21 protein-coding genes are annotated in these 23,154 nt (G+C 56.9%); 20 read left to right on the top strand and 1 reads right to left on the bottom strand.

Going from position 1 to position 23,154, the window contains the following annotated elements; genetic code table 11:
* Positions 1–108: 108 nt before the first annotated feature.
* Positions 109–954, bottom strand: a complete 846-nt coding sequence (gene rpoH / locus AC6H0W_RS11805; protein ID WP_497577378.1) for an RNA polymerase sigma factor RpoH — start codon at positions 952–954, stop codon at positions 109–111.
* Between the two features lie 147 nt (positions 955–1,101).
* Between rpoH and AC6H0W_RS11800 the strand changes: the two genes are divergently transcribed.
* The 20 genes from AC6H0W_RS11800 to AC6H0W_RS11705 all read left to right on the top strand — a co-directional run.
* The gene (locus tag AC6H0W_RS11800) at positions 1,102–1,692 is read left to right on the top strand and encodes a BUD32 family EKC/KEOPS complex subunit (protein ID WP_497577377.1); all 591 of its coding nucleotides are present in this window, start codon (positions 1,102–1,104) and stop codon (positions 1,690–1,692) included.
* The gene (locus tag AC6H0W_RS11795) at positions 1,689–3,887 is read left to right on the top strand and encodes a lipopolysaccharide kinase InaA family protein (protein ID WP_497577376.1); all 2,199 of its coding nucleotides are present in this window, start codon (positions 1,689–1,691) and stop codon (positions 3,885–3,887) included. Before AC6H0W_RS11800 ends, AC6H0W_RS11795 begins: the two co-directional genes overlap by 4 nt.
* Before the next feature lie 726 nt (positions 3,888–4,613).
* Positions 4,614–4,943 (top strand): MarR family EPS-associated transcriptional regulator, encoded by a 330-nt coding sequence (locus AC6H0W_RS11790; RefSeq protein WP_497577375.1) that lies wholly within the window; start codon positions 4,614–4,616, stop codon positions 4,941–4,943.
* Positions 4,944–5,047: 104 nt separating this feature from the next.
* Entirely contained in the window at positions 5,048–6,214 is a 1,167-nt protein-coding gene (locus AC6H0W_RS11785) for a nucleotide sugar dehydrogenase (protein ID WP_497577374.1), read from the top strand.
* An 8-nt stretch (positions 6,215–6,222) separates the two neighbouring features.
* Positions 6,223–8,022, top strand: coding sequence for an ABC transporter ATP-binding protein (locus tag AC6H0W_RS11780; protein WP_497577373.1), 1,800 nt, complete (start codon positions 6,223–6,225; stop codon positions 8,020–8,022).
* A gap of 32 nt (positions 8,023–8,054) precedes the next feature.
* Positions 8,055–9,053, top strand: a complete 999-nt coding sequence (gene pseB, locus AC6H0W_RS11775) for a UDP-N-acetylglucosamine 4,6-dehydratase (inverting) (protein WP_497577372.1) — start codon at positions 8,055–8,057, stop codon at positions 9,051–9,053.
* Positions 9,054–9,055: 2 nt separating this feature from the next.
* Positions 9,056–10,213: a UDP-4-amino-4,6-dideoxy-N-acetyl-beta-L-altrosamine transaminase gene (pseC, locus tag AC6H0W_RS11770; RefSeq protein WP_497577371.1), complete on the top strand. Its 1,158-nt coding sequence runs from the start codon at positions 9,056–9,058 to the stop codon at positions 10,211–10,213.
* A 49-nt stretch (positions 10,214–10,262) separates the two neighbouring features.
* On the top strand, positions 10,263–11,312 hold the full coding sequence (pseI, locus tag AC6H0W_RS11765) for a pseudaminic acid synthase (protein ID WP_497577370.1): 1,050 nt from the start codon (positions 10,263–10,265) through the stop codon (positions 11,310–11,312).
* Between the two features lie 94 nt (positions 11,313–11,406).
* Positions 11,407–12,762, top strand: coding sequence for an MBL fold metallo-hydrolase (locus AC6H0W_RS11760; RefSeq protein ID WP_497577369.1), 1,356 nt, complete (start codon positions 11,407–11,409; stop codon positions 12,760–12,762).
* Positions 12,674–13,429, top strand: coding sequence for a class I SAM-dependent methyltransferase (locus tag AC6H0W_RS11755; protein WP_497577368.1), 756 nt, complete (start codon positions 12,674–12,676; stop codon positions 13,427–13,429). Before AC6H0W_RS11760 ends, AC6H0W_RS11755 begins: the two co-directional genes overlap by 89 nt.
* A 34-nt stretch (positions 13,430–13,463) precedes the next feature.
* The gene (pseF, locus tag AC6H0W_RS11750; RefSeq protein WP_497577367.1) at positions 13,464–14,174 is read left to right on the top strand and encodes a pseudaminic acid cytidylyltransferase; all 711 of its coding nucleotides are present in this window, start codon (positions 13,464–13,466) and stop codon (positions 14,172–14,174) included.
* On the top strand, positions 14,171–15,268 hold the full coding sequence (pseG, locus tag AC6H0W_RS11745; RefSeq protein ID WP_497577366.1) for a UDP-2,4-diacetamido-2,4,6-trideoxy-beta-L-altropyranose hydrolase: 1,098 nt from the start codon (positions 14,171–14,173) through the stop codon (positions 15,266–15,268). The genes pseF and pseG overlap by 4 nt, the downstream gene beginning before the upstream one ends.
* Before the next feature lie 4 nt (positions 15,269–15,272).
* Positions 15,273–16,154 carry an LbetaH domain-containing protein gene (locus AC6H0W_RS11740; protein ID WP_497577365.1) on the top strand — a complete coding sequence of 294 codons (882 nt, stop codon included), beginning with the start codon at positions 15,273–15,275 and terminating at the stop codon, positions 16,152–16,154.
* Positions 16,155–16,172: 18 nt separating this feature from the next.
* Positions 16,173–16,781 carry a hypothetical protein gene (locus tag AC6H0W_RS11735; protein ID WP_497577364.1) on the top strand — a complete coding sequence of 203 codons (609 nt, stop codon included), beginning with the start codon at positions 16,173–16,175 and terminating at the stop codon, positions 16,779–16,781.
* Entirely contained in the window at positions 16,778–17,707 is a 930-nt protein-coding gene (locus tag AC6H0W_RS11730) for a ketoacyl-ACP synthase III (RefSeq protein ID WP_497577363.1), read from the top strand. Before AC6H0W_RS11735 ends, AC6H0W_RS11730 begins: the two co-directional genes overlap by 4 nt.
* A gap of 12 nt (positions 17,708–17,719) precedes the next feature.
* Positions 17,720–17,956 (top strand): phosphopantetheine-binding protein, encoded by a 237-nt coding sequence (locus AC6H0W_RS11725; RefSeq protein ID WP_497577362.1) that lies wholly within the window; start codon positions 17,720–17,722, stop codon positions 17,954–17,956.
* 724 nt (positions 17,957–18,680) lie between these two features.
* Complete coding sequence (locus tag AC6H0W_RS11720; protein WP_497577361.1) at positions 18,681–19,409, top strand: glycosyltransferase family 29 protein; 729 nt, start codon at positions 18,681–18,683, stop codon at positions 19,407–19,409.
* Positions 19,410–19,425: 16 nt separating this feature from the next.
* Positions 19,426–20,397 carry a glycosyltransferase family 2 protein gene (locus tag AC6H0W_RS11715; RefSeq protein WP_497577360.1) on the top strand — a complete coding sequence of 324 codons (972 nt, stop codon included), beginning with the start codon at positions 19,426–19,428 and terminating at the stop codon, positions 20,395–20,397.
* Between the two features lie 1,599 nt (positions 20,398–21,996).
* The gene (locus AC6H0W_RS11710; protein ID WP_497577359.1) at positions 21,997–22,977 is read left to right on the top strand and encodes a glycosyltransferase family 2 protein; all 981 of its coding nucleotides are present in this window, start codon (positions 21,997–21,999) and stop codon (positions 22,975–22,977) included.
* On the top strand, positions 22,974–23,154 hold a 181-nt coding region (locus tag AC6H0W_RS11705; protein WP_497577358.1), incomplete at its 3' end, for a glycosyltransferase. The genes AC6H0W_RS11710 and AC6H0W_RS11705, both read left to right, overlap by 4 nt.

The following is a 23,154-nucleotide window of genomic DNA, read 5'->3' as shown; positions in this document are numbered from 1 at the left end:
AGCTGTCGGAATTCGCGATGCTCATCCCGACCTACGGTTATGGATGCAAACGCCCGCCACTTCAACCGGACTCGGTGAAGGTGACAGGCGTGTGCCCCGGGAGGGCAATCAGGCGCCGATCAAGCCGCGCATTTTCTGCATGGCTTTGGCCTCGATCTGGCGAATGCGCTCGGCCGAAACACCGTACTCGGCCGCCAACTCGTGCAGCGTGGCCGCACCGCTTTCAACCAGCCAACGACGGCTGACGATATCGCGGCTGCGCTCATCCAGACTAGCCAAAGCATCGCGCAGGCCTTCGTCGCTCAAGCGCGCCTGCTGTGCCTGCTCGAGCGCCTCGGAGGGCTCGGCGTGCGGATCGGGCAGGTAGGCGATCGGAGCAAACGCGTCGTCCTCATCGCCGCTGCCCTCCAAAGGCATGTCGCGGCCGGTGAGGCGGGTTTCCATCTCGACCACTTCCTCGGGCTTCACGCCGAGCTGCGTGGCAACCACCTCGACCTCTTCGCGGTTCAAGGTGGCGGAGCCGGGCTTCATGCTGCGCAGATTGAAGAACAGCTTGCGCTGAGCCTTGGTGGTGGCGATTTTCACCAAGCGCCAGTTGCGTACGATGTACTCGTGAATCTCGGCCTTGATCCAGTGGATGGCAAACGAAACCAGACGCACGCCGCGAGTGGGGTCGAAACGCTTCACGGCTTTCATCAGACCGATGCTGCCTTCCTGAATCAGATCGGCGTGCGGCAAGCCGTAGCCCAGATAACCACGGGCGATGGACACCACCAGCCGCAAATGCGACATCACCAGCTGACGCGCGGCATCCACATCGCCCTCATCGCGCAGCCGGGTCGCCAGCGCGCGCTCTTCCTGCTCGCTGAGCATGGGGATGCGATTGACGGACTGAATGTACTGATCGATGCTGCCGACCGAAGCCGGCACGGGAAACGACAGGGCGTGAGTCATGTGTGTCTTACCTCCTGTGTGCTCCATTTTAGCACTCTGGGTCTATGAGTGCTAAACCGCTTGTTGGGTTCCCGCATCGGGCGCGCCCATCCGCGCACGCGAGGCGGTAGACTGCGGCCTGATACGACTCACCCTCGACAGGCCAGTTTGAAATCCATCTCTCACGACGCGTGGCTCGAGCGGCGCAGGGACGCCATCTCCGTGCAGAACGACGGACACGGCGAAAAAGTCCTGCTGCGGCCCGACGGCACCTACATCAAGCTCTTCCGGCGCAAGCGTCTGCTCTCTTCCGCCGCGTGGAGCCCGTATGCCCAGCGGTTTGCCAACAACTCCGCCGCACTGCAGCGGCTCGGCATACCGTGCCCGCAGGTGATCGAGGTGTTTCGCGTGCCCGACATCGCCCGCGATGCCGTGCATTACCACCCGCTGGTGGGCGACACACTGCGCGACCTTGCCGAGAAGTCCATCGACGATATCAATCGCGGCTACCTGCGTGACGCCTTCAACCGCTTCGTGCGCCGGCTGCACGATCTGGGCGTGCACTTCCGCTCACTGCATCTGGGCAATGTCGTGCTCACCCCTGCTGGCGAGCTTGGCCTGATCGACATTTCCGACATCCGCAATTGGCGTAAGCGCAACCTGATCCGCCTGGAAGGTATCCCCACCGAACGCGACTGGCTCGACCATGACGTAATTCTCGGCCCGGCACCGGCCGCCCGCAACGGAAGCACCCCGTGAAGCCCACCCTCAAAGACTTTCTGAAGGCCAATCTTGCAGCACTGCTGCGCGGCCGCTTATTCATGCGAGACGGCCACCTGCCGCAGGCCGGCCACACCGTCCCCGAGGGCTTTGCTGGCGTAGGCGTGGCCTCCAACGCAGACCCGGCTACCGATGCGGCGGTCATCGCGATCCTGCTCGATGCCGGTATCCGCCGCGTGCGCCTCGACTTCACCTACGGTGACGAGGGCAATCACGTTGCGCGCTTTCTCGAAGCGCTAATTGCGGCCGACATCGACGTGCTGTTGCACCTAGTGCAGCCCGCCGAGGCCGCGCAGGCCATGCCCGCCGAGGCCGCCGAGAACGCATGGCGTGACTTCATCCGCAGCACGCTGGAGCGCTTCGGCAAACACATTCGCATCGTCGAAGCCTGCTCCACCGTCAATCGAAAACGCTGGGCCGGCTACAGCTTGGACGGCTTCCTCGCAGCGTGGCGCATCGCCTTTGAAGAAGTGCGCAAACACGACCTACTGCTGGCCGGCCCCAGCGTCACCGATTTCGAGCCGGTCTGGAACATCGGGCTGCTGCGCCTGCTACGCGATCGCAACCATTTGCCCGACATCCACACCGACAACCTGTTCTCCGAGCGATGCACCGAGCCTGAGCGCTGGGACCACAAGATTCTCGGCCACCGCCTCGCGCCACTGATCCGCTTCAACCTCATCCGCAAGGCGCGCCTGCTGCAACGCATCGGCGCCGACTTCGGCGTGCCGCGGTTGATGTCACCCTCCGCTTTCTGGACACTGCCGCGCATCGAACGCTTCCTGCCCGACAGCGAGCAGAAACAGGCCGACTACCTCGCCCGCTACATGGTGCTCTGCGCCGCCTCCGGTGCCCTCGAAGCCGCGTGGTGGGGCCCGCTCGTGTGCCATCGCGAAGGGCTAGTGGATGACGGGCCGTTTCCGTACCCGAAGCTTGAACGCATCACGCATTACGACGCCGTCGATGGCAAGGCGGGCGACTTCCGAACCCGCCCCGCGCTTGCGGCGCTAGCGACGTTCAACAGGCTCATTCCCGGCGCGCGTTATGAGGGGCGACTCACCGTAGCCCAGGGCCTGGAGGTGCACGCTTTTCGCACCACCGATCACCTCGTACATGTGGCGTGGACGGCCAATGCCAGAGCTGCCGCCGTCTGCGACGTGTATTCCAACGGAGATCTGATCAGCGCAGAATGGCTCGACCGGGACGGGCGACAGATGGATGAGCACGCCACTTTGCTGACCGAATCACCGATCTACCTTAAATGGCCCGCAAAGCGCACCGTCAGGGCGCTTGATGCGGCGCGCGCGCTGGACGGCGTCGCCATTCACCGTCACATTACCAACCGGCGGCACTACTATCACCGCGACGCTGACTGGCAGGGCATGGTGCTTGCACGCAATCGCGCGGAAGCAGACCTCCTCATTGCCGCACTACACCCGGCTGGGCTGCCCCCACCGCCAACCAAACAGAAAAGCCTCCGCCTTGCGCGCAACGCCATCTGGACGGTTGACGATCCGCGCGCGGCAGAAGCAAAGCTTGTGCTCAAAAAGCCCATAAAGCACCACCTGCACAAGAAAGTGCTGGACCGCCTCAAACCCTCCAAAGCACGTCGCAGCTGGAATGGTGCGGCCGAGTTGCTGCGTCGGGGCATCCCTACAGCTCCGCCTGTGGCTTGGTTTGAGCAACGCAGCGGCCAAGACATCACAAAAAACTGGTATGTGTGCGAGCACGTGCCGGGGGGCGAGTCGGTTGGCAGCGTTTTCTCGCAGATGATTCCCACCAACGACCCGACAGCCGCTCGCCAGATCTACGCCCCGCTGGCTAATTTCATTCGCCGTATGCACGACAGAGGCGTTTACTTCCGCGACCTTTCGGGTGGAAACATCCTTCTCGAACCCGGCGTGGAATCCAGCACCACCGCTTTTACGTTGATCGACACGGGCCGCATACATCTCTTTCCAAGAGGCGTATCGCCGTCGAAAAGAATTGCGGATCTCGCACGGGCATGCCACAAATTGCCAGAAGCCGAGCGCCCCAGATTCATGCAGCACTACCTAGATCGCTCTAATCTTTCGCCAGCAGCGGTGCGCATTCATTTCACGCTCTACGACAAAAAGGCCGCCTTCAAACGCCGGCTGCGCAAAACTTCCTTGTATAAAAAACTCAAGCGCTGAACGGAAAGCCGACTTCCAAGCAAGTAATCCCGAACTTGAACGGCGACGCCTGCCGCAGCGCCCTGGAACGCTGGATGCTCACCTGCCAGAAAACCCCAGCGGGGCCGGTGCATGACCATACACCCCACTTTGCCCGTCAACTCACCCAAGCCCCGATGGGAGCACTACGCAGCCGCTCTGCGTGCTTAGCCCCGATGGGCCTATAAAACCTCTCGACCGTAAGTGTTGATGGACACCATGCTCGCGTACGTGCGCGAGCGCATGCAGCTACTAACCGCTGTGCGACCAATACCCCTCACGCCACCGAATGGCTTTCAACGCGCGCGCAACCCGAGACGCGTCACAGTCGCCCCCCCCCCCGGCCTGGGAAAAACGGGATTCCCGCCCCCGCCATCGCTGTTCAGCGGCCTGAGCAATCTAGCCAAGTTCATGTATGAGAGTGGCGCAGTGATTGACATCGACTCCGGTAGCGATCACCTCGCCGCTTTGCTGGAGACTCGAGAATTCACGGTCTACAGAAAGCGCGACATGCATTTCCACTAGCACCCTGACTGGGGCCCGTGCACGTCGTCACACCGCGGGTTCGTCTGCCTTTTCCAAGCCTGAGAGCACTCTGACGCCCCTTCATTCATAACGCAGATATTTTTAAGCCTTGAGGTATTAAGACTATTCGCGCTACGAAGGCATGCGTAAAATCCGCGTTCAACCGATGAACACTCATAGTCCATGCCCGATACGACAGCGGAGTACTTCGTACTCAAATTGCTAGAAGCCGACCCCGAGCTCACTCAGCGCGAGCTCGCCCGTCGCATGGGCGTTAGCGTAGGCAAGACTAATTACTGCCTCAAGGCGCTAATTGAGAAAGGCTTTGTCAAGCTAGGTAATTTCCGCCGCAGTGACAGCAAGTTTGCATATGCCTATCTTCTGACCCCCTCCGGAATCGAAGAAAAAGCGCGGCTGAGCTTGGCATTCTTGCGCCTTAAGGAGGCAGAGTACGAGCGCATCAAAAGTGAGATCAAAGAACTGAGGCTTGAAGCCCAAGCGAACTCAAACTGAGTCGATCGCGCGCCGCGAGACAGCAACTCCGCCGCAACACCCCCACAACACAGCAATCGCCCAGGATAATAAGCCTCCTGTGGCATGCGGAACAGGACCCCCATATGAAAATAGCAGTCGCCGGAACGGGCTACGTAGGCCTGTCCAACGCCGTACTCCTGGCACAACATCACACCGTGGTAGCACTCGACATCGTCCCCGAGAAAGTCACCCAGCTCAATCAGCGGCGCTCACCCATTGCCGACGTCGAAATCGAGGAATACCTGCAACACCGACGGCTAGACCTTACAGCCACGCACGACAAACGCACAGCCTACGAAGGGGCGGACTTCATCATCATTGCCACGCCCACCGACTATGATCCTGACTCCAACTATTTCAACACCGGCTCGGTGGAGGCCGTAATCAACGACGTACTCTCCATTAACCCGAGCGCAGTCATGGTGATCAAATCCACCGTGCCGGTGGGTTACACCCGCCAAATCAAGGAGCGAACCGGGTCGGACAACATCATCTTCTCTCCCGAGTTCCTGCGTGAAGGCAAGGCGCTTTACGACAACTTGCACCCTTCCCGCATCGTCGTCGGGGAGCGCTCTGAGCGCGCGCAGCGTTTTGCTGAGCTTTTACAGCAAGGCGCGATTGACAAAAACGTGCCGGTGCTGCTCACAGATTCCACTGAAGCCGAGGCCATCAAACTCTTCGCCAACACTTATCTTGCAATGCGGGTGGCGTACTTCAACGAGCTAGACACATACGCCGCAACGCATGGTCTAGAACCCGGCCAGATCATCGAAGGCGTGTGTCTCGATCCTCGCATCGGAAACCAGTACAACAACCCAAGCTTTGGCTATGGCGGCTACTGCCTGCCCAAAGACACCAAGCAGCTGCTTGCCAACTACGACCAGGTTCCCAACAATCTGATCAGCGCCATCGTCGAAGCTAACCGAACGCGCAAGGATTTCATCGCGGATGAGATCGTCAAGCGCAGGCCGACAACCGTTGGTATTTACCGCTTAGTGATGAAGGCCGGCTCCGACAACTTTCGTGCGTCCGCCATCCAGGGGGTGATGAAGCGCATCAAGGCCAAGGGGATCGAAGTCATTGTTTATGAACCGGCGCTGACTGAAACTGAGTTTTTCAACTCTCATGTCGAACGCGACCTGCAGGAATTCATGAAAAAAAGCGACTTGATTCTCGCCAACAGGATTTCAGCGGATATCGAAGGTGTAAGCCACAAGGTCTATACCCGCGACCTCTTTGGCCACGACTAAACACAGCCATGCTCGCCACACTCAGCCGCCTCTACCGGCTTCTTAACACCGAACAACGCCGGCGTCTGATCCGGCTGCAGGCGCTTGTGATCCTTATGGCATTTGCAGAACTCTCAGGAGTAGTCGCGATAGGCCCTTTCATTGCAGTAGTCGGCGATATGAGTCGCTTGCAAGGAGATGGCCTACTCGCAAAACTCTATGCGGCCGGAGAGTTCACCGAGCCAGCCACCTTTCTGTTCTGGCTGGGTATAACCGTACTGGGCACTTTGGCCATCGCGGCGGGTATTTCAATGTTTACCGCATGGCGGCTCAACATCTACGCCTCACAGGTGGGCGCCGAACTCAGCACGCGGCTTTTTAAGCATTACATGAGCCAGCCTTGGCTATTCCACGCGAACGGCAACAGTGCCAACCTAACCAACAAAATCAGCCAAGAATGCGCGCGCCTCACCAACCAGATAATCGTACCTCTCATGCAGATGAACTCCAAGGTGGTCATGGCCTTCGTGCTTGCCATCGCCGTTCTTATGCTCAACCCGTTCGTTGCGATCTCGGGGCTGGCGATCTTCTGCACCGCATACATCACGCTCTATAAGCTCGTAAGGCGCAGACTCATTCACCACGGACAGGTCATCACCGAAACGAGTCGCCAACGCCTCAAACTATTGAATGAAGGCTTCGGTGGCATCAAGGACACCCTGCTGCTCTGCCGCCAAGACGATTTCAATCATCGTTTCGAGCTCACCAGCCAACGCATGGGCAAAGCTCAAGGCAAGACCAAAGCCCTTGGCCAAGCCCCCCGCTACGCGGTCGAACTGTTTGCCTTCGGCGCCGCCATTCTGCTGGTGCTGCACCTTCTCTCCGCCCATCAAGGTGACCTTGGCACCATTCTCCCTATCCTCGCAGTGTACGCCTTGGCAGGCTTCAAAATGCTACCTGCATTCCAGCAGATCTATAGCAGCCTCACACAAATACGCGGCAACCTCGCCTCATTCGAGAACCTAGAAGCAGACCTGCAGGCGAGTTACGAAGCAGCCTGGCCCACGACCAATCCCACCAAAGCGGGACACTGGGCGCCAGCCGAGGGCATCCACGTTGAAAACGTCAGCTTTCAGTACCCCGGCAAAGAACAACCGGCGCTTCAAGGTTTCAACCTCCGAATTCCAGTGAATGCAGTGATTGGCCTGGTCGGCCCCTCCGGCTCCGGAAAATCCACAGCCATCGACATTCTCCTCGGGCTGCTGCAACCTCAAACCGGCCAGCTAACGATAGACGGCGCTCCGGTAACGGAAGAAAACCGCCGCGCTTGGCAGAACAGTATTGGTTTCGTACCTCAAAGCATTTTCCTCGCAGACGCATCAATCCGCGAAAACATCGCCTTCGGCATCCCGCCCGATGAAATCGATAACCGCCGCGTCCGAAAAGCCGCAACCATGGCTCACTTGGACGAGTTTCTGGAAACCCTGGCAGATGGTCTTGAAACCCGTGTAGGAGAACGCGGCATCCAGCTTTCCGGTGGCCAGCGCCAGCGTATCGGTATCGCTCGCGCACTGTATGACGATGCAGAAGTGCTCATCCTCGATGAAGCAACCAGTGCACTCGACGGCATCACAGAGAAGCTCGTCATGGACGCCATTCACGATTTTTCGGGCAAGAAAACAATCATCATGATTGCCCACCGCTTGGCGACCGTGAAGCCCTGCCACCGCATTCACCTAATGGCCGCAGGCAAGATTGTCGACAGCGGCAGCTACGAAGAGCTCATTGAACGTAACCCCATCTTCAAACGGATGGCGGACCATGCTTAAAAATTTGAACAAGATCGCTGGGAACCTCGACTATGCTTGATAACGCCTCCATTCTCGTCACCGGTGGCACCGGCTCCTTCGGCCACACCTTCGTGCCGATGACGCTCGCCAAGTACGACCTCAAGAAGATCATCATCTTTTCGCGCGACGAGATGAAGCAATGGGAAATGGCCAAGCTATTTCAGGGCGACCCACGCGTGCGCTTCTTCATCGGTGACGTGCGTGACAAGGACCGTCTCTACCGCGCTCTTGACGGCGTCGATTACGTAGTCCATGCCGCAGCCACCAAAATCGTGCCGACGGCAGAATACAACCCGTTCGAGTGCGTCAAAACCAATATCATCGGCGCGATGAACGTCATCGACGCGTGCATCGACAAGGGCGTCAAACGCGTCGCAGCGCTATCCACCGACAAGGCCAGCAGCCCCATCAGTCTGTACGGTGCTACTAAACTCGCCTCCGACAAGCTCTTTGTCGCCGGCAATTCCTATGCAGGCGGCCATGACACGCGCTTCGCCGTGGTGCGCTACGGTAATGTCATGGGCTCGCGCGGTTCGGTCATCCCGTTCTTCATGTCGATCAAGGACAACGGAGTGCTACCGATTACGGACCCCCGCATGACCCGCTTCATGATCTCCCTCGAACAGGGCGTGGAATTGGTCTGGCACGCGTTCGACGACATGGAAGGCGGCGAGATCTATGTCAAGAAGATTCCCTCCATGAAAGTTACCGAGCTCGCCCAGGTCGTGGCCCCTGAAGCACGGCAAGAGATCGTGGGCATTCGCCCAGGAGAAAAGCTTCACGAACAGATGATCGGCGAGGAAGACGCCCTCTATACCTACGAGTACCCCGAACACTTCAAGATTCTGCCGGCCATCAACGACTGGCATGAATGCAAGAACCGCATCAAGAACGGTGAGCGCGTACCGGCCGGCTTCAGCTATACCAGCGACAACAATAGTGAATGGATGCAGCCAAGCGAACTCCAGGCATGGATCGAGGCCAACCAGAATAAGATTGGAAAGATCTGAGCATGATTCCGTACGGTCGCCATGACATCACCCAGGCCGACATCGATGCTGTCGTCAGCGTGCTGCAGTCCGACTTCCTCACCCAAGGGCCGCAGGTCCCACGCTTCGAGCAGACCGCGGCCAAACACGTGGGCGCGAGCCACGCGATTGCGGTCAACAGCGCCACCTCCGCCCTCCACATTGCCTGCCTAGCACTCGACCTCGGCCCCGGTGACTGGCTCTGGACCTCCCCCATCACGTTCGTCGCATCGGCTAACTGCGGTCTGTACTGCGGCGCCAAAGTCGATTTCGTGGACATCGATCCTCGCACCTACAACCTGTGCCCGCAAGCACTGGAGCGCAAGCTCGCAGCCGCCGAACAGGCTGGCCGCCTGCCCAAGATCGTCGTCGCCGTACACCTGTGCGGTCAGCCTTGCGACATGGCCGCCATCCACGCGCTCAGTCAGCGTTACGGCTTTCGCATCATTGAAGACGCCTCGCACGCCATCGGAGGAAAATACCGCGGCGAGCCAATCGGGAGTTGCCGCTACAGCGACGTGACGGTGTTCAGCTTTCACCCGGTAAAGATCATCACCACCGGGGAAGGCGGCATGGCATTGACCAACGACCCGGAGCTCGCCGACAGGATGTCCTTGCTGCGCAGCCACGGCATCACCCGCGAACCCACGCGGATGACACACGAGCCGGACGGCCCGTGGTACTACCAGCAGATTGATCTGGGCTTCAACTACCGTATGACCGATCTACAAGCAGCGCTAGGCTTGAGCCAAATGTCTCGTGTCGACGGCTACGTCGCGCGCCGCCACGCACTTGCCCGCCACTATGACAATCTGTTGGCTGATCTGCCGGTGATCACCCCCTGGCAACACCCCGATAGCTACTCCAGTCTGCACCTTTACGTGATCCGGCTGCCGGATAACTCACCGGTCGATCGCAGTGAGGTCTTCGTGCGCCTGCGCGAGGCTGGCATCGGCGTCAATGTCCACTACATCCCCATTCACACCCAGCCCTATTACGCCAAGCTCGGCTTTCAGTCCTGCGATTTTCCCGAAGCCATGTTCTACTACGCATCGGCCATCAGTCTCCCGATGTATCCAGCTCTGTCACACGAGCAGCAAACCTTGGTGGTTTCTGCATTGAATAGGGCTTTGATCCTATGACAAGCGGAAACTTTCCTGCCATGGCCCTTATAGAGTACGCAGAGACCCTATGATCCGTATCGGAAATCGTGCCATCGGCACCAACGAACAACCCTTCGTGATCGCAGAAATGTCGGGCAATCACAACCAGTCATTGGACCGGGCACTTACCATCGTCGATGCCGCAGCGGATGCGGGCGCCCATGCGATCAAGCTTCAGACGTACACTGCTGACACGATGACGCTGGATGTCGCCGAAGGCGAATTCACCAATCGTGATCCGAATTCACTGTGGTACGGCCGCGTCATGCATGACCTATATCAGGAAGCGCACACCCCGTGGGAATGGCACGCGCCCATCATGGCAAAAGCCAAAGAGCGCGAGCTGCTGTGCTTCAGTTCGCCGTTCGACGAAAGCTCGGTCGATTTCCTCGAGTCGCTGGATGTGCCCGCCTACAAGATTGCCTCTTTTGAGTGTATTGATCTTCCGTTGATCCGCAAGGTCGCCGCCACGGGTAAGCCCATGATCATCTCGACCGGCATGGCCACCGTGGCCGAAATCGCCGAGGCGGTGGACGCCGCACGGGCGGCAGGTTGCAGCGAACTGATCCTGCTGAAGTGCACCAGCACCTATCCGGCCACCCCGGAAAATACCAATATCAGCACCATCGCACACATGCGCGAGCTCTTCGGATGTGAGGTAGGCCTTTCGGATCACACCATGGGCGTTGGGGTCGCCGTGGCCTCGGTCGCTTTCGGCGCTACCGTTATTGAAAAGCACTTCACGCTATCGCGCGCCGACGGCGGTGTTGATTCCGCCTTCTCGCTCGAGCCCCATGAACTGAAGACACTAGTCATAGAAACTGAGCGCGCGTGGCTGGCGCTTGGTAAGGTCAACTATGGCCCGACCCAGGCAGAACAAAAGTCGCGCCTGCGTCGTCGCTCCCTCTACATCGGCGAAGACATGGAGCCCGGCGATGTTCTGACCGAGCGCAACCTGCGCCGAGTACGCCCAGGTGAGGGCCTTCCGCCCAAGTTTTACGATGCCCTGATGGGCAGAAAAGTGGCGCGAAAGCTCAAGAAGGGCATGCCCGTGACATGGGATATCTTCGAACAATAAATCAGTAGTATTTAGGCCCATGCTTAGCCGTTTGTTTGTCCTTGTAGACTGGCGGTAATTAGTTCGACTTAATATCACTCTGCGAAGCTATTTCATGCAAGTTCAGTACATTACGAATGCTTGTTTTTTGTTCACATTCTCGGACGGCCTGACCTTATTGTCCGATCCATGGTTGTCGGATGGCATCTATCACGGCGCGATGTTCAATTATCCACCCGTTCCGACTGCACTGAAGTCTAAGTATCTGGCTTTGCAGCCTGACTACATCTACATCAGTCATTTGCACACAGATCATTTTGACGCTGTTACTCTGAATCATTTCGACAAGCGAACGCCTATACTGATTGGCAAGCTCTCAACGCCTGCGTTAATGTTGAGTCTAAAGAGTTTGGGCTTTCAAAATGTGCACGAGATCGAATGCGGCCGTACCGTGCCACTGGGCCCGCATCAGATTCGTATCTACCCGCAGTTCTCCGGCTCGTCGGACGACTTGGCTAACGACTCAGGTATCGATGTAGACACCTCCCTGTTCGTTCGAGATAGCAATGGGCAGAGATGTTTTTTTGCCGTGGACAACCCGATGCAGGAGAGGCACGCCGAGATGATCCGGTCTGAGCACGGACCGCTTGATTTGGCCATCCTGCCATATGCTGGAGCTAGCATATTCCCGTTCGTCTACAAGAATTACTCCGATGATGAAAAGCGTCAGCGGGCGTCGAAGTTGCGCCGTGCGAAACTGGACAAGTTCGTGCAGCTATCCAAGGTACTTGATGCCCGCCGGACGGTCCCTGCCGCCGGCTCTTTTGTACTTGCAGGTAAGGCCGCCCACCATGCGCCTTTTCAACCCCAACCTACCCCTGCCCAGATTGCCGAACATTGGCGGGAGCAGGGTATGGAGGAACAACAGCTCTGCCAGCTGGCTACCGGCGACAGCCTTGATCTCGGAAGCTTAACCGTGAGTATGGAGCCCCTGACCCAAGGGGTGAATCGAGACTATACAGAGCAAGACCGGGCGAATTATGCACAGTCTCGAGCGCACTTTCCATGCGACTTGGATAAGATCCAATGGCCGGACTCATTGCGTTTGCCGTGGCGAAGCCTGATGACTCGGGCGAGAGCCAATATGTGGAGCTACCAACAAAAGTCGGAGTGTAAGCCTGAAGTTGATGTCTATCTCATCGTCGAGTCTTCTCAACAGATTGCCCTACCTCAGGGACGCAGCATGCGCATCAAGATGGCAATGGACGATGAGCGCATCGAATTCATGGGCGTGGAGGTCAATGATTCAACTCGCCCTTATATTGAGTTCTTTTTCAGCGCTCAAATCCTGATTGCGTTGCTGTTAGCGGGAACATATTGGAATGTGGCTGAATACCATATGCAGATCTATCGCAATCCGGACCAGTTTGATCCGACGGTCAGAAGTCTTCTCGCACTGTTCAAACTTTGACGATATGAAAGCAATTAAGCACGCCTATCAGCAGATGCGCTTGCCCTCGGGGCAGCTGAGCCCCAATCGAGTACGCTTGGGGCAAAGAGAAATTGTGACACTCAAAAATCTGTTGCGTCTGCAAGGAAGGGAACTTCCGGTCGGCGGCGTCTTTCTAGATATGGGGTGTGGGGATCGCCACTTAGAGCCTTCCGTTACTGCCCTCGGGTGCGAGTATATTGGGCTGGATATCGATACCACAAATTTTGAAGCTGATCGCTTCCCACTAGAATCCCAGAGTGTCGATGTAGCGATCAGTTTGGCTGTGCTGGAGCACTTGCACGATCCCGAGCTTTTCTTGTCAGAGATATACAGATGCCTGAAGCCAGGTGGTGTCGTGTATTTGTCGACCCCCAATTTCCAGTACGACTGGAGAAACTTTTATAATGATCCGACCCACGTCCGGCCGTATACCCCGGCTTCGATAAAGGCGTTACTTAGATTGGCCGGGTACAGAGATGTCGATGCCTTTCCTGGGCTGCGCTGCAAGCCCTTGTGGTACTACAAAGGGTCACTTAGATTCTGGAAGGCCTTCTTCCTCCTTCCTTTCAGGTCCGACGTCAAGTGGGCACCTTTTTTTTTGAAGGGACATGCACGGTCCATTTTTGCTGTCGGAGCCAAGCCTTGAGCGCTGGGTTGGCTTTTTTTCCTGAGGCTCGGCGGTGACCATTAAGTCCATCGCGATCATTCCGGCTCGGGGCGGCAGCAAGCGCATTCCGCGCAAGAATATCCGCGAGTTCTGCGGCAAGCCGATGATCGTCTGGACGATAGAAGCGGCGAAGGCTACCGGTCTCTTTGCGCACATCATCGTCTCGACGGACGACGATGAAATCGCCGCGATTGCCCAAGCCTGGGGCGCGGAAGTTCCGTTTAGGCGGCCGGCGGAGCTGGCCGACGATCACACCGCCACGCGTCCCGTTGTGATTCACGCCATCGAGCAAGCGGAACGCATCTACGGTCCGGTCGAGCATATCTGCTGGCTCTATCCGGCCGCGCCGTTTATCGATCCGGCGAATATCCGCGCCGGCTACGAGGCCATGATTGCAGCGAACAGCGATTTCGCCTTCAGTGTCACGAGCTTTCCGTCCGCCATCCAGCGCGCATTGCGCATTGCGCCGACGGGGCGGGTTGAAATGTTCAACCCCGAATTCCGCAAGACCCGGACGCAGGACCTCGAGCCGGCCTACCACGACGCCGCTCAGTTCTATTGGGGCAGAGTCGCAGCAGTCAAGCAGGACATCCCCACGTTTGCCGGCAATGCCGTGCCCGTCATTCTGCCCCGCGAACGCGTGCAGGACATCGATACGCCTGAAGACTGGAGGGTGGCCGAACGCATGTTCGCCGCCATGCAGCTGGCTAGGACCAAGCCGTGACCCGGCATATCGCTTTCCGCGTAGACGCAGGTTTGCAAATCGGTACCGGGCATGTCATGCGCTGCCTGGTGCTGGCCGATGAGCTGCGCGCGCTGGGTGCGGAGGCGACGTTCATCTGCCGACCGCATCAGGGGCATATGGCCGAACATATTGCCGCGCAGGGTCATCGTGTCGCTCTGCTGAGTCCCCCCGACACCATCCACAGCCCGGACGATGACAGTCCCTATGCTGACTGGCTCGGCGCGAGCTGGCAGAACGATGCAGAGGAAACCACGGCGGTCCTGCGCGAGCGCCCCGCGAGCTGGCTGGTGGCGGACCACTATGCGCTGGATGCACGCTGGGAAAGCGCTGTCCAACGCGGCGCGAGCCTCAGGATCATGGCGGTCGACGGCCAGGTCAATCGCAGTCACGACTGCGAATTGCTGCTGGATCCCACCTATTCGAGTGAGGGCGAGCGCCGCTGGCAAGGTCGAGTGCCGCCGTCCTGCCGGCTGCTGGTAGGGCCGCAGTATGCATTGCTGCGGCCGGAGTTTGCCGCCGCCCGTGCAGCAGCGACCCGTCACAAAGGCGGTGTGCCCCGCGTGGTGATGGCTTTCGGCGGCGTGGACAAGATCAATGCGACCGCTTTGGTGCTGGAGGCCATGCGCGACGACCGCTTCACGCAGATTACGACCGACGTGATCGTGGGCGCCGGCAATCCACATTACAAGAGCCTGACCGCTGCCTGCGCCGGTTCCGCCCATATCCGCCTGCATCGCCAGCCGCCGAATGTGGCAGGGCTGATGGCCGCGGCGGACGTGGCCGTCAGCGCGGGCGGTACAATGCTGCTTGAGCAGTGTTTCATGCACCTGCCCTCACTGGTGATCAGCGTCGCCTACAACCAGATCGGCCTCTGCCAGGCTTTGGCGGGCACAGGGGCCATTGAATATCTGGGGCGACTCGAAGAGGGCAATCGCCTGCAAATGCAGGAAGCGTTTCGCAGGAGCTTGGCTCGCCTGCTGCAAGACCGGGAGCGGCTGGCGCAAATGCGCGAGCGCTGCCGACAATTGATGCATCGGGCGGAGGTGTCGGCTGCAAACCTGCTGATGGAGTAATGCAATGAAGTTGTCTGATTTTGCCGCGTATGGACGGGTTGAGCGGGATGTCGAGTTTTCCCGCTTGGGCTATGTGGATTCGGATGCCGAAGGTCTGTTGGCCTATGCGGACAGCTACGCCTATCTGAAGCGCGCGCTAGAAAATCCGCGCCTGGTCGCGATTGTGACCACGGCCGAACTCGCAGCGCAGGCCGGCAATCTCCCCGGCCTAATGGTGGCGGAAACGCCGCGCGATACCTTCTACTCCATTCATATCCGCTTTATCGAGGAGGGGCGCTATGCGCTGCCCTTCACGCCAGGCATAGGCAACGGCTGCAAGATCCACCCATCCGCCATCGTGGCGCCGGGCTGCCGCATCGGCGACCATGTCACGATCGCCGAGCATGTCGTCATCCGCGATGCGGTGTGGATAGGCTCGCATGTCACCATCGAGCCGGGCGTAAAGCTGGGCATGGAAGGCATCCTGTACAGCAGGGCGCCTTCTGGACCGCGCCTGATTCGCCACGGCGGCTATGTGCGCATCCACGACCACGCCATTCTTATGACCAACGCTACCGTGGTGCGCTCCGTGCACGACACCGACCTGACCGAAGTAGGTGAGGCGGCCTTGATCGGACTGGGCAGCATCGTCGGCCACGAGGCCAAGATAGGCGCGCGCGCTGTGGTGTCAAATCACTGCGTTGTCGCCCGTAAAAGCACAGTAGGAGAGGACGCGTTCCTCGGTACGCAGGCAATGGTGAGGGAAAACACCGCTATCGGACAATCCGCCATGGTCATGGCAGGCTCTATCGTTATCGACGACGTTACGCCGGGCGCGACGGTCTCGGGCAACTTTGCGACCAATCACCGCGCACGCATGCTTGATTTCATGCGCGCGCCCAGATGAAAAAGCATCTCCATTGACATGAACACTCCACTTGATATCAGCTACAAAGGCAGCCGCACCTATTTGCACGGCAGTGATATTTTCAACGCCCTTGTGCAGGCAGCGCCGACGGCGGCGAACAATGCAGCTGCCTATGTAGAGCAGCTCACCTTCCGCCGCTTTGCGAGCAGCGGCTGCGACATAACCACCGAGCGTCCGGAGGATGTAGCTAGCGTGGTCGGCCAGGTCAGCTTCCGTATACCGGGGCAGGATGCCTCGGTAGCGGCCTGGATTGTTGAGACAAACAGGCCAGTGACAGATCGCCGTCCCTTCGATGAGGCGGCGCTGCTAGCGAAGGCAAAACTGGACGTGGTGGCACGAATCGACTGCCTGCCGGAGCGCTCGATCTATACGCCGATAGAGGAGCTGATTGCGCTGACGAAGCAGCTCAACTACGCGATTTGTCCGCCAGATACGGGACAATGGGTCTTCGGCCAACTCAACTTGAGCGAGCCTTTAAGCGCTAGCTATCAGCACATGGAAATCCGAATGAAAACCCTTCTGGCAGGCCGATTCAGTATCAATGAGGTGTTTGTAGATGGCCGCACCATCGGCGCAATGCGTTTTATCGTGGGATCCCCCCAATGATAGGTATCAAGGCGATTGCCAGCTATGTGCCATGCGACGCGGTAAACAATCTCACACGCGCCGCGACTTTTGGCGAAACGGAAGACTTCATCCGCAACAAGATCGGCGCCCTGCGCCTGCCACAGAAAGCGGCTGAGCAGGAAACCTCCGACCTCGCCGTGCAAGCCATTCAGGCCTTGTATGCGAAATGCCCTGAACTAATTGGTACGCACGTAGACGCGTTGATCGTGGTTACCCAGAACCCGGACGGCGAGGGGCTGCCGCATACGGCCGCTATCGTACAGACCAAACTGGGCCTGCCGGAAACAGTCGCCGCCTTCGATGTTTCGCTCGGGTGCTCGGGTTACGTTTACGGCCTCTTCATCCTTAAGGGCTTCATGCAGGCATCGGGGCTCTCTAACGGCATTCTCGTGACGGCAGACCCCTATTCCAAGATAATCAATCCAGCGGATAAGGTGACCAGCCTGCTGTTCGGAGATGCCGCGACGGCAACCTGGGTTGGCGAGGGCGCAGCCTGGGGACTGGATACCGTCTCCTACGGCACTAACGGCTCGGGCTCCAAGCATCTGAGGAAAACTGATCATGTTCTTTACATGAACGGTCGCCAAGTCTTTAACTTCGCCTTAAATCAAGTTGCACCCCACATTACTCAAATGCTCGAAAATTGTGGGTTGGCGCCTGAGGATGTGGATATGTACTGCCTCCATCAGGGCAGCGCAGCCATTGTGGACGCCATTTCCGGAAAATTTCCCGGCCTGAGAGACCGCTTCATCAAGGATATAGAACAAACGGGCAACACCGTTTCGTCTTCAATTCCCTTGCTGCTCGAACGGCACGCCCTAAATACAGATGCCCGGCGGGTCGTAATTTCAGGATTCGGCGTGGGCTTGTCCTGGGCCAGCGCAATCATTTCACAATCGAACTAGGAACTTTGCATCATGTTGAACCCCGAACAACTCATCGTACTTATGAACAAGACTCTGAAGCTCAACCTTGATCCGGCTACGACGCCTAGGGACGTTTCGTTCAAATCGCTTGGCATTGACAGCTTGGACTTCTTCGGCGTACTGACGGAGTTGGAGAACCTGACAGGAAAGGACATCGCCGACGAGGACGTGGACAAGCTAACTACCATCGAAGCGGTAGTTGAGCACTTTCGCGACAATGACGCATAACCGGACATAACGGAATTGCTCCAGCATTTCGTTATAGATAAAGCCGATCAAGCATCGCGAGCAACCCGAGGATTTTCGATTTAATCTGAATCCTGAACGACCTTTTCCATATCCCGCGCCGAACTAACGTTTGACCTCTTGCGTCGAACTTGGCTTTTGAGGCACAAGCTTTCTCTAGGTCCGCGGTCACATGAGGCCAAGACTACTGAGCAGAACGAAGCCCCCCGCGAACTTGCAATTCACTTCATTAGAGGCCATCGCCCGCCCCCATGTGGCAATCATCTGCACACGCCGAAGCCTACAATTCCCCCGCAATGGCAGCTGACCGAGATGAAAATGCGAGACGACCGGAGCGGCGCACTTAGCACGATATCGGAATCCATTCGTAGAACAGAAGACATTGAAGCCACCAAGGCCACTCTCCTTTCCCAACGACTCCCGGCCCATTAAGTTCTAGAGCACCAAGCTAACTATCCGAAAACTTTAGATGAACGTCCCTCTGTACAGCAAATAACTCCATAACCGCACTAGCCGAATTGGGCGCCGAAATCGACGAAGCGCACATGTAGGTCGTCGACAGATCCGCGAGAATGATCTGACAGATATCGCCGCGAAGAAGAAAGGGCGTCAGCGCGAGCAATACAGAGAGGTTTACGTGTGAGTCGACAACCACAAAGGCATGGAACGATAGTCGAGAACTAATCAATAGCATCCGGAGGTTATCTTGAAAGCCCTCCCTGCAGCATACCGCCTCCTTCGCAAAATATATATCCTCAGCAGATCCAACCTCACGTGGGCGCTGCATTTCCCGCATTTCAGACGATACCTGATGAACGAATTCAAAGGGAAAAGTGTGGCGATTGTTGGCGGCGCCCCCTTCATGCACACTGAGGACACTGGAATACTGATCGATAATCACGATGCAGTCGTGCGAATAAACATGCCGAGAAACACCCCACACTCCGTTTTCGGCGCCAGGACTGATTACTGCTTCCTAGGGGCAAATATTAAAGACCAGACTTATTTAGATGATCTTTACACGGCCCTTCCCCGAACTACCAAACTTATAAGCACCAGACGCAATTTTGGGAAACTGAGCGCATTCGAGAAAGCTCACGACGTAACGTATTACCCAAAGCAGCTGCCCGTAGAGGTAATCAAGGAATTATCTGCAAAACTACGGAAAGATTTAGCCGTAGATCTAAATGGCGTACCACGATCAGGACTTATTTGTGCGACACTTATGTTTTTGTTTTCCGGCGCAGAAAGAGTAACTATCTTTGCAATGTCTGACGACCCCGTCTCGGCAAGGGTGACAAGCACCCCTCAAGGAAAGATCATAAAATATGACGAAGCCACACTACTCGAGTGCCATTGCAGCCCCGAGGAGGAAATTGAACTCATGCACCTCTTGACCGCACACTCGCGCGGAAAGGTACGCTGGGTAACGTAAAGGAGCCGTCATTACCATGAGAATCTCCATCGCGATGGCCACCTATAATGGAGCTCGATACATAAAACAGCAGCTCCAGAGTTTCGTTACGCAAACTCGGCAGCCGGATGAACTGATCATTACGGACGACTGCTCGACTGATGATACTGAGCTCATCATCCGCGAGTTTGCCAAGCACGCCCCCTTTACCGTTGAATTCCATCGTAACGATGAGAACCTCGGCTATTGTGGTAATTTCAATGCAGCTTTGATGAAGACGACTGGCGACCTAGTATTTCTCAGTGACCAGGATGATGTTTGGTTCCCCGAGAAGATCGAGCACATGGTTGGCGTCGCCGAGCGCAACCCCACGGCATTGGTGATAATGAACGATGCTGCACTAACAGATGAGAACCTTAATGAAGTTGGCTTGACCAAACAGGGCCAGATTCGCTCCGCCGGATTCAGTCAGAAGCATTTTGTTATGGGCTGTTGCTGCGGGATTCGTCGCGAGTTACTAGACTTATGCTTGCCTATTCCGAAGGGCATTAAGTCTCACGACAAATGGATCGTCACCCTGGCCGCCGGATTGCATGCCAAAACAATAGATCATAGCGTTCTGCAATACTATCGGCGCCACGACTCCAACGAGTCACAATTCATCGCAAACCGCACAGTAAAAGTTACCCGGGCACACAGGATCAGACTCACATTAAAACGGTCTTTTGGCAAGAACGCTCGCGAATTAGATAAGAATAGCTTGGCGCAGCAACAGGCAATGATAGACAGCATTCGTTACCTCTTGACTTCCGCCCCCCCTAAGCACAGACCCAATTTGCAATCCATGCTAGAACAGGCAGAAGCTGACGCCGCGATTTTTGCGTTGCGAGCAAGGGTTAGAGCAAGGGCGTTTGTACCGCGCGCCGTAATGGCCTTCGGCTTACTGCTGAATGGCGGCTACCGGAACGCTAGGGGCATTAGAGGCGCGCTGCGGGACTTGTTGGGTTGATTGTCGTAGTCGTCACTCAACAAACAGAATTCTTGAACCAAGCCCCCTACCTCACACGCCGCCCAGGCGCGTCAAACGCCCTTTAAAGAACGTATGCCCCAAAAAAACAATCTCTTAAGTATTCAAACCGAGCCCCATGCATCATCACACTGACACGCCGGACTGGAATGCCTTTTTCAATCATCGTAACAACACTTAATAAGGCAAGGCACTTGGAGCGCGCACCAACCTCCATCACAAACTGAACCTCCGATAACTTTGAAATTAACACCAGCAACGACGCGCCCAGCGACGGAAGCACAAAAATACTCGACAACTTCGAAAACTCTAGGGAAAAGTCATACTAGAGAGAAAGCGCGGGCTAGGGGGCTACGCTGCACGAAATTTAAGATTAATGGAATCGACCGACGAATCGTTATGCTTTATGCATTCTGACAACCACTGGGAAGTTGATCATTTGAAAAAACAAGAGGCTCATAACATAAAATCGCGGGCTCAATTGTTTCTAGCAATTGGCACGCTTAAGATTTAAAAAGGAACCATATCCTTTCCTCTTTCTACGAAAACTAGAAGAATAGAATTAGCCGAGCCATCTCCGCAAGAGGCCGGCTGCAGCCATACATTTCAAATGTTAGACGTACACACACCAACGTTGTTTGCGTCAACCTCAAGCCAACACCAATCACTTCCCCACGCCCAAATGGAAAGGAAAATCGCTTTGTTGACGTGTACGCGTGGATTTATCTTGCCCTATTTTTCGATAGAATCTTCGCAGGAAACTTCGTTGGAGCGAAAAGTGATACTGAAATTTAAAATAGAGTCAGCGAAATGGACCGCCTAGAAACAGCGCCCTTTCGATCGACGTAAAACACTTTGCAGACAGTCAGCCAACGCTCCAAACAAGTTTTTTTAGACGATGGCACCGCCACGCTAACGGTTAAGGCGCGATACATAGATCAAGAATCTTCTACCCGGCCCAGCCCACACCCCCCCTTTATTCAGAGGAAGGCTTACTTGACGCAACGGAATCATGGAAGTAAGTCGATTTGCAGAAGCGCGGGAGGTTTCGATCCTGCGCAAAGCGACGGAGGCGCCGAGGCGCGCGACAAAGAAATGAGGTTGGAGTACGCTAGCATGTCATGCGCCCCAGCGAACCTCCCGCGCTTCACAGCCGCTTGACGAAATGACATGAATCAGCACGACTCCGCCAAGGCGCGAGTACGACAAAAGGCCGAGCCTCCGCTTTATGTCGTGAAGCCTCCTCCTCTTGGCCGAACGCCCCTTGACCTGCACCACGAACACAGCGCAGCTGTCTTCGCCTTTGAAAACAAACTGCGGTTCTGGTCATTGTGGCACAGCGTTTGCGGGCGCTCGACGTGCGACGTGCGTTTTAATTGCACGCAGCGCTTGGAACTGCACCATCAGCGCTCGGACCGAGGGGAAGCGCGAGGGCCCCATATGTATATCTGGAACCTGTAGTGCGCGCCACGTGTAGCCAAACAACATACCTTAAATATTTGGCCGCCATAGCAGACCACAGACCAACATTCATCGAGCGCAGGTTGTGATTTTTAAGCTTCAGACTTCCGTCGACATAACATGAACTTTTCGGTAATTGCCCCGCACTATCAGGACACCGAGCGGCTCGACCGGCTTTTACGTAGCATCCCGGTGCAACGCGCGGATGTTGACGTCATTGCAGTCGATGACTGCAGCCCGGACCAGGCAGCGCTTATCGCGCTGCAAGGTCGCTGGCCGATGGTTCGCTGGCTGTCCACAACTGAGAATGGCGGTGCAGGAGTGGCTCGAAACGTGGGGCTCGAGGCGGCAACAGGCCGCTGGATTGTATTCGCCGACTCTGATGACGAATTCCTACCGGGGGCGTTCGAGACGTTTGACGTCGTTCTCAAGCCCGACGACGAGTTGGTCTATTTTCTTGCTGAGGCCGTGCAGGAGGCCGATGGCAGCCCATCGGTCCGCTCCGAACGGTTGAATGAACTAGTCATCGATTACGCCCAATCACCTAATGCCGACTCACTGCAGCGCTTGCGACTCCAGCATGTAGTTCCTTGGGCGAAAGTTTATTCTCGAGCTTTCATCGAGACCCATCACCTTCGGTTTGATCCAGTGCGGCGCAGCAACGACGTCGCGTTTAATGTCTTGGCTGCAATGCATGCAAGGAACGCGCGGGCCGAGCGTATTCCAACATACCGAATCTATCGACGCTGGGGCAGCCTCACGACGGACGCCTCCGAAAAGGACCTACTCGCGAGGCTCAAAGTAATCGGCGAGCTAAATGACCGACTTTGCGCATTAGGTGTGCCGGCACGCATGCACGCCGCGTCCTACGTTGCCCGCGCGTTTTGCTTTGGACCAAAGGCGTTGATTGCGGTGTTACGGTTAATGGTCCGCCACCACATGGTCTGGCCTACACTGCGGCGGCTCAGGCCTTCAGAGGTGCTCCGATTCGTACAGCGTCGGCGACGGAATTCCACTGAGCTTCTTCTTCTGACAGGGCAGCCGATAACGCGGAAACCAAAGGAATTCACGCGACTGTCCCAGCGCAAGAGCAAACGATGAAGACTTATTCTCTTGTGGTCCCACACCACAATGATGCAGATCGGCTCGAGCGGCTTTTACGTAGCGTCCCGGTGCAACGCGCGGATGTTGACGTCATTGCAGTCGATGACTGCAGCCCGGACCAGGCAGCGCTTATCGCGCTGCAAGGTCGCTGGCCGATGGTTCGCTGGCTGTCCA

Source organism: Pseudazoarcus sp. NS20 (assembly GCF_059703745.1).
This window is presented reverse-complemented; position numbering and strand designations above follow the sequence as displayed.